The sequence below is a fragment of the uncultured Boseongicola sp. genome, from assembly GCF_937988555.1.
Classification (GTDB): Bacteria; Pseudomonadota; Alphaproteobacteria; order Rhodobacterales; family Rhodobacteraceae; genus Boseongicola.
Window position 1 is genome coordinate 1 of sequence record NZ_CALJXO010000257.1, and the last position, 7,796, is coordinate 7,796.

Here is a 7,796-nt window from a genome sequence, read left to right on the forward strand (position 1 = left end):
GTTTAAGAAGTCATGGCTCACCTGTCTCGCAGCGATGCGAAGACGGCGATCTATACCAAACGCGTCAAACGCGCACGCCTCGCTGAACAGGCTGCAGATCGCGTTGACGCTGCCCGGGATAACAAAGGTGTACCACGGCCTGAAAAACGTCGGACACCTAAGGTCAATACGCCCAACATAATAAGGTTTTCGGGAAACAAGTGTGTGGCAGTACGTAGGGGCTCCAAGAAGCCGCGATGACCTCAATAAAATAGGGGGAAGAGTGTACCACTGCAAGTCATATGCAGCTCAATGCTCTCAATGGGTTAACATGAGAGCGTGCCACGCAGAGGACTGTCTCGCGAGGGTGAAAAGGCAGTGGGTCCAAACATCAGGTTCTGGGCCGTCCGACATCACACTGCAGCAGGCTTCCACTCGGAGTCGATCTTGAGATCTTCATAATAGAACATGTGTGTTATTTTATTTGGCCTAACAGAATGTGGGTGCTCTGTTGCGTCGTTTGATGTTCGTCGTTTTTGATTTCTCGTACGTAATTCTTAGCACTTGCAATAACAGAACACAGATATTAGTTTATATACCATAAGGGAAACCATGTGTGCTGTTATGCCTGCCTCGACTAAGATCACGCCCGCAACTAAGAGAGAGCTTCGCAGTCTTGGAAGGAAGCTCAAACGAGCACGCTTAGTGCGGCGCTTGCCGATGGAGCTCATTGCCGAGCGAGGCGGGATATCGATACCCACCCTTCGCCGGATCGAGGGCGGCGAACCGAACGTGCGCATCGCATCGTACTTGCTGGTCATGCAAGCTCTTGGGCTGTTGAAGGAGTTCGCCAACTTCACTGACCCGCTCGACACTGAGCTTACAGATGAGCAGCTACCCCAGCGAGGGCGAAGAACATGAGCAACGTTGAAGTGTTCCTCGATGCATACGGGGAACGTCGGCGGGTAGGGCTGCTGCGACGACACGCTGGCCCTCGGCGCGAGCGCGTCACCTACGAGCACGACCCAGATTGGCTGACAGCACCAGAAGCATTCCAGTTCGACCCCTCTCTTCCCCTAAGCCGAGGAAGCCTTGCGCCTCCGGCTGGCAAAGAGATGTTCGGTACTCTCGGCGACAGTGCCCCGGATACATGGGGACGTGAGCTTATGCGCCGGAACGAACGGCGTCTTGCGGAACAAGCGGGCCGTCCGGCACGAACGCTTCACGAGATGGACTATCTACTGGGCGTCTCCGACGAAACTCGCTTGGGAGCCCTACGCTTCCGTTTTGAAGGCGACGAAGAATTTCAGTCACCACAGACACGCGGTGTTCCGACCACAATTGCACTTGCCGATCTTCTAAGCGCCTCACAGCGGATTCTTCGAGGCGAAGAGACCGACGAAGACCTCCTCATGATCTTCGCGCCGGGTTCTTCACTCGGCGGCGCGCGCCCAAAGGCTTCGGTGTTCGATCAGCACGGCAACCTGTCCATAGCAAAGTTCCCGAAAGAGACTGACGCCTACGCTATCTCGCGTTGGGAGGCCATTGCGTTGGATATGGCAAAGGACGCCGGCATTAACGTCATCGAATACGACCTTGCGGCGAGCGACAGCGGTCCAATTTTTATCACGAAGCGGTTCGACCGCATCGATGGGCAGCGCATCCCGTTCATGAGCGCCATGGCGATGACGGAACACAATGATGGCGATGATGATGGTAGTTACTTGGAGATAGTTGATGCACTTACCGATCATGGTGCTGTTCCCGATGATGATCTTAATGAACTCTTCCGTCGCATCGCGTTCAGCGTGTTGATCAGCAACACCGACGATCACCTTCGAAATCACGGTTTTCTATGGCGCGGGCGACAAGGATGGGCACTGAGCCCGTGTTATGACCTCAACCCAGTTCCTGATGGACCCCGAATACTCAAGACGCGCATCGACTACGACGACGCGACCGCCTCGCTTCAACTTCTTCAAAACGTTTCGGAATTCTTTGTTCGGAACCTTGCTGAAGCCAATGAGATCATAGGTGAGTGCGCCTTGGTAATACGCAACTGGCGACACTATGCGCAGCGTCGGCAAGCGCCACAAAATGAGATCGCCCGCATGGTGCCAGCGTTTGAACACGATGACCTCAATTATGCATTGACGCTATGATCCCGATCCCGACCATGACCATGGTCGACATCTGAACATGAACGCCGCGATGATGATACTGCTGGTATCGACGACGGCAGAGTGAACCAGAGTGAGAACGCCTCACAGGCGCACTTCCCGACCGGCTGACCTACCATGTCCACATTCTGGAAATGAACGGCGACAGCTCCCGCCTCAAACACTCCCGCCAGTCGAAGAAAACCTGAATAACAAACGCCGCGCCCGGTTTGACCACAGCTCCGCAAAGCTTCGGCGCTATTTGGGGGCGCTCCGCTATGTGTGACTATGGACAAACCTATATCTAACAAAGTGGCGCATTTTTACTCCGGCCAGAACCAGCCAAGTGGCGCACTTTTGCTCCGGCGTTTGGTGCGGTTTTAGTCCGGCGTTGACAATTGCCCTGCCTAATCAGGTAATTTGCCACTGAATATCCGCCCCACTTATACCTAAAGCCCAGTAAATCATGTAAATAAGGGGAATTCAGCGCGTGGTAGCCCGTAGGGGAATCGAACCCCTCTTTCCAGGTTGAAAACCTGGCGTCCTAACCGATAGACGAACGGGCCACAGTGCGTGGAGCGCTAGTTAGGCAAACTCCTTCGGAAGGGCAAGAGGATTCTTGCACATATTTGCACTGTCAGTGATCTCGGCGCGCTACGGCATGTGCAGGTGCGCCTGCGCCGCTTACCGAACCTGCAAAAACTGCGTCCATCGGCGATGTCTCCGCGGCCCACGATGCGGACGGTTTTGATGTCTGCGACCACAGTGGGGCAGGAGCGCTCACTCGGTTGCCCTTGAGGCATCCTCCAGCCGCAATTGAGGGATTTGCCGACCGCCCCAGTGGTTAATCTCAAGCCGCCCGGCAAGATGGAACCGCGCGCCGCCGTGGTTCATCAAAGTGGGTCCAAGGTCGCTGTCAAAGGCTCCAAAGGCAATCGCATCAAGGCGCGCGCCAAGTCCGTCGCCGACGCTGACTTTCAAATGACCTGAACCCACTTGTTTGGCGTGCAGAATTTTTGCGGCAGGAAAGGCAAATCGCGGGGCAGGGGCGCTTTGTCCGAAAGGGCCAGCCGCCTCGATCAGCTCGATTAGCTCGACCGTGGCGGCCCCCGGCATAAGCGTCGCATCCAGCCGCAGATCGCGTGGGCCACTGGCTCCGGCGCCTTGCTTGGCCAGCAATTCCGACAGCCGGGCCATTGCGGCCTCAAGCTGGTCGCGCGCCACAGTCAGCCCGGCGGCCATCCGATGCCCGCCTCCCTTCAAAAGAAGCCCCTCAGCGGCCAGTTTCTGTACCGCATGCCCAAGGTCCACACCGGTCACAGACCGCCCCGAGCCCTTGCCCTCGTGGCCGTCCAGCCCGATCACGACGGCAGGTCGGTTTGTCGCCTCTTTCAGGCGTGCCGCCACAATCCCGACGACGCCCGGATGCCAGCCTTCGCCGGCTGCCCATACCAGCGGTGCTTCAAGACCGCGTGCCTCGGCTTGCTCAAGTGCGGCGTCTCGCACGGCATTTTCTATTTCCCGGCGTTCAGTGTTCAAAGCGTCCAGCTTTTCGGCGAGGCTTTGCGCCTCGTGCGGGTCGCGCGTCGACAAACAGCGCGCGCCAAGATCAGCGCGCCCCACGCGCCCGCCTGCATTGACACGCGGCCCGAACACGAACCCAAGCGTGTAGGCAGATGGCGGTGACGACAGGTTCGCTACATCCGCCAAAGCCGCCAGACCGGGGCGCGCGCGCCGTGCCATGACCTTCAGACCCTGGCGCACCAGCGCGCGATTAACTCCGATTAACGGGGCCACATCGGCCACCGTTGCCAGCGCCACAAGGTCCAGCATCGACATCAGGTCCGGCCCCTTGGTCCCGCGCGCTTTCAGACGCCGGTTCGCATCCACCAAGACCATAAACACCACGGCTGCCGCGCAAAGATGCGCCAAATCTCCGCTTTCGTCCTGCCGGTTCGGGTTCACCACGGCCAAAGCATCCGGCAGAGTTTCTCCGCCCAAATGGTGATCAAGGATCACCACATCCGCACCTTTGGCGGCCGCAATGGCTGCGAAACTTACCGTTCCGCAGTCCACGCAAACGATCAGATCATGCTTTGCGGCCAACTCGGTCATCGCCGGTTCGTTCGGCCCGTAGCCCTCGTCGATGCGGTCGGGCACATACAGCGTCGCATCGCGACCAAGCTGGCGCAGCCAGTCCAATAAAAGTGCAGCCGATGAGCCGCCATCCACGTCATAATCGGCGAAAATAGCGACCTTCTCGCCACGATCAACAGCGGCGATCAAGCGCTCCGCAGCCAGCTCCATATCCAGAAGCGTCATCGGGTCGGGTAGCAAATCGCGTAAAGCAGGGGCCAGAAACAGATCAATGTCTTCAGGGGCAACGGCGCGCGCCACCAGTATCCGGCAAAGGGCCGGGGGCAGGCCAGTCTGCTGTTCCATGGCCTCCGCCATTCGCAGCGCATCCGCAGACGGGCCGACCCATGCCCGCCCCGTCAGAGAGGTCGTAACGCCAAGAAATCCGCCCGCAGAGCTGGTCAAGTGTCAATCGGGTGGCGGTAATTCATTCGCCGCACAGACCCGGTCTTCGACCGCATCAAAATGGTCTCGGCCGTCAGAAACCCGGGCTCGCGTTTGATGCCCGGCAGGATCGAACCGTCAGTCACGCCAGTGGCGGCAAAAATCACATCGCCCGTCACCATGTCGTCGCGCGTATAGACCCGGTCAAAGTTGGTGATGCCGGCCTTCTTGGCGCGGCCTTTTTCGTCGTCGTTGCGAAACACCAGCTTGCCAAACATCTGCCCGCCCATGCATTTCAACGCGGCAGCCGCCAACACGCCCTCGGGCGCACCACCCGAGCCCATATACATGTCGATGCCCGTCGATGGTTCGGCGCAGTGAATGACACCCGCCACGTCGCCATCAGTGATCAGCCGGATTGCGGCCCCCGTCGTGCGAATTTCCGCAATCATGTCCTCGTGGCGCGGGCGTTCCAGCACGCACACCGTGATATCTTCGGTCGAACAGCCCTTTGCCGCCGCCAGCGCGTTCACCCGCTCGGCAGGCGACATATCCATCGTCACCACACCACGCCGGAACCCCGGCCCGACCGCCAGCTTGTCCATGTAGGTGTCGGGCGCATGCAGCATTGAGCCGCGCGGCCCCATCGCGATAACGGCCAATGCGTTCGGCATATCCTTGGCCGTCAGCGTCGTGCCTTCCAGTGGATCAAGCGCGATATCCACCTGCGGGCCGGTGCCGGTGCCGACTTCCTCGCCGATATATAGCATAGGCGCTTCGTCCCGCTCGCCTTCGCCAATCACAACGACGCCCTGAATCTCGAGGTTGTTCAGCTGCGTTCGCATTGCGTCGACGGCGGCCTGGTCAGCCGCCTTTTCGTCGCCGCGCCCGATCAGGCGTGCAGAGGCCAAAGCCGCCGCCTCGGACACCCGGCCCAGGCCAAGCGAAAGCATACGGTCGTGAAATTCAGGAGCTTCAGGCATGGGTTCTCTATCCGTTAAAGGCCGGTTCCTTCCGTCCTATCGGCCACCCGGCAAGGGGGCAAGGTCTGCGCGGAGCGTGTTAGCGAGAACAGGCGCGCGGGGAGGGTGGTTTTGGGGAAGAGTGCCGGCACATAGCAATCAAGTCGTGATGCGCGCCTTGCGAACATAATGCGCTGTGCGATCAAAAATGTTTGTCCCAGGGTCCACAGGCCCCGCCCCAAATGTCGATATTCGGACACCGTGTAGCGAGATCATCCATCAACTCGAACATGGCGAACTCACAGGTCTTGTGCCCGTAGTGAAACATAATCTCTGTCTCAGGACCCCCTTCGGCAAGGTGTAGAACGTCGTTGCTTTGCGGGGACATGGCGCCAAATGCAGCCATGACTTTCTCCTGTTTGCACTGGATCATATCACCGTCGCGCCTTGCCAGGAACGAAGCTCGGTAGGCGCGTTTTCCGCGATCTCCGATGGCGCGCTCAAGCTCATGCCAAAACGTCAGCCACACTCAAGTCCCCCTATCCCTCCAAACCACACCTTTTAAGGTTTCCCCCCAAAACCCCAGCCGCTATACGCATCCGCGGTGTAAACCTCAGGGGGAAATATTTTATGGCCAACGTAGTCGTCGTCGGCGCCCAGTGGGGCGACGAAGGAAAAGGCAAGATTGTTGACTGGCTCAGCGAACGTGCCGATGTGATCGCGCGGTTTCAGGGTGGCCACAACGCCGGTCACACTCTGGTGATCGACGGCGAAGTTTACAAGCTTCACGCGCTGCCATCGGGCGTCGTGCGGGGCGGAAAATTGTCGGTCATCGGCAACGGCGTCGTGCTTGATCCCTGGCATTTGCTGAAAGAAATCGAGACGATCCGCTCGCAAGGCGTTGAAATTACACCCGAAACTCTGATGATAGCCGAGAATACGCCGCTGATCCTGCCTGTCCACGGCGAGTTGGACCGCGCCCGCGAGAACCAGAACTCTGTCGCCAAGATAGGCACCACTGGTCGCGGCATCGGCCCGGCCTACGAAGACAAAGTCGGCCGCCGCGTCGTGCGCGTGGCAGACCTTGCCGATGAAGCCACGCTAGAAGCCCGTGTTGACCGCTTGCTGGTCCACCACGACGCGCTGCGCCGTGGCCTTGGCCTGCCCGCGGTTGACCGCGACGCACTGGTCGCTTCGCTGAAGGACATTGCAAAAGAAATCCTGCCCTACGCCGCGCCCGTCTGGAAAGTCCTGAACGAACGCCGCCGTGCCGGGCAACGCATCTTGTTTGAAGGCGCACAAGGCGCGCTGCTTGATGTCGATTTCGGCACATATCCGTTCGTCACGTCCTCGAACGTCATCGCGGGCCAGGCCGCCACCGGCACAGGGATTGGCCCCGGCTCGATCGACTATGTGCTTGGCATTGTCAAAGCCTATACAACCCGCGTGGGCGAAGGCCCGTTCCCGACCGAATTGTTCGACGACGACGGCCAACGCCTTGGCGAGCGCGGCCACGAATTCGGCACCACCACAGGGCGCAAACGCCGCTGCGGCTGGTTCGACGCCGTGCTTGTGCGCCAGACTTGCGCCACGTCAGGCGTCAATGGCATATCACTGACGAAGCTTGATGTGCTTGATGGCTTTGACGAACTGAAGATTTGCACAGCTTACGAACTTGACGGCGAAATGCTCGACTATCTGCCGACGGCCGCGGACAAACAGGCACGCGTCCAACCCATTTATGAGACGATGAAAGGCTGGAGCGAAAGCACCGCCGGAGCACGAAGCTGGGCTGATCTTCCGGGCGAGGCGGTGAAATACGTCCGCCGCATCGAAGAGTTGATCCAATGCCCGGTCTCGATGGTCTCGACCTCGCCCGAGCGCGAAGACACCATCCTTGTGACCGATCCGTTCGAGGATTGAGCGGAAAAGGGACGGGCCTAGTTCGGCCCTTACGCGCCGGGCGACCAATGCCGCTGGATGAGCGCCGTCAAGCGGACGACGCTGCCGTCAACTATGAAGCGACAAAGTAAAAAACCGGACGCCGCCGAAATTCTTCGACGAAAAATCTGACGCAAATCGTTCAGAGACAGAAGGCCGGAGACCGAAGAGCTAAATAATGACGGGCACCCGAGCAATTTTGGAAGCGATGGCTTGTCTTGCCGTCCCCGCGCAA

5 protein-coding genes, 1 tRNA gene and 1 pseudogene are annotated in these 7,796 nt (G+C 59.0%); 3 read left to right on the forward strand and 4 right to left on the reverse strand.

Annotated features, from left to right (window positions below):
- Nucleotides 1–896: 896 nt before the first annotated feature.
- Together Q1B15_RS15395 and Q1B15_RS15400 are read left to right on the forward strand one after the other, a co-directional pair.
- Entirely contained in the window at nt 897–2,141 is a 1,245-nt protein-coding gene (locus tag Q1B15_RS15395; RefSeq protein ID WP_299755162.1) for a type II toxin-antitoxin system HipA family toxin, read from the forward strand.
- 95 nt (nt 2,142–2,236) lie between these two features.
- Nucleotides 2,237–2,347, forward strand: a pseudogene (locus Q1B15_RS15400) (ATP-binding protein); the annotation flags it as partial.
- Nucleotides 2,348–2,629: 282 nt separating this feature from the next.
- On the opposite strand, the gene Q1B15_RS15405 reads toward Q1B15_RS15400, so the two are convergent.
- The 4 genes from Q1B15_RS15405 to Q1B15_RS15420 form a co-directional block, all read right to left on the reverse strand.
- A tRNA-Glu gene (locus Q1B15_RS15405) sits at nt 2,630–2,704 on the reverse strand.
- 214 nt (nt 2,705–2,918) lie between these two features.
- Entirely contained in the window at nt 2,919–4,679 is a 1,761-nt protein-coding gene (gene recJ, locus Q1B15_RS15410; protein WP_299755164.1) for a single-stranded-DNA-specific exonuclease RecJ, read from the reverse strand.
- A complete protein-coding gene (gene glpX / locus Q1B15_RS15415; protein ID WP_299755167.1) occupies nt 4,676–5,641 on the reverse strand; it encodes a class II fructose-bisphosphatase in 966 nt (321 codons plus the stop codon). Before glpX ends, recJ begins: the two co-directional genes overlap by 4 nt.
- Before the next feature lie 181 nt (nt 5,642–5,822).
- A complete protein-coding gene (locus tag Q1B15_RS15420; protein ID WP_299755170.1) occupies nt 5,823–6,149 on the reverse strand; it encodes a hypothetical protein in 327 nt (108 codons plus the stop codon).
- Nucleotides 6,150–6,250: 101 nt separating this feature from the next.
- Between Q1B15_RS15420 and Q1B15_RS15425 the strand changes: the two genes are divergently transcribed.
- On the forward strand, nt 6,251–7,543 hold the full coding sequence (locus tag Q1B15_RS15425) for an adenylosuccinate synthase (protein WP_299755172.1): 1,293 nt from the start codon (nt 6,251–6,253) through the stop codon (nt 7,541–7,543).
- Nucleotides 7,544–7,796: the final 253 nt, after the last annotated feature.

Bases quoted from the DNA above. Each gene is read 5' to 3' on its own strand.
- glpX (WP_299755167.1), bottom strand. From the start codon at position 5,641: ATGCCTGAAGCTCCTGAATTTCACGACCGTATGCTTTCGCTTGGCCTG.
- Q1B15_RS15425 (WP_299755172.1), top strand. From the start codon at position 6,251: ATGGCCAACGTAGTCGTCGTCGGCGCCCAGTGGGGCGACGAAGGAAAA.
- Q1B15_RS15395 (WP_299755162.1), top strand. From the start codon at position 897: ATGAGCAACGTTGAAGTGTTCCTCGATGCATACGGGGAACGTCGGCGG.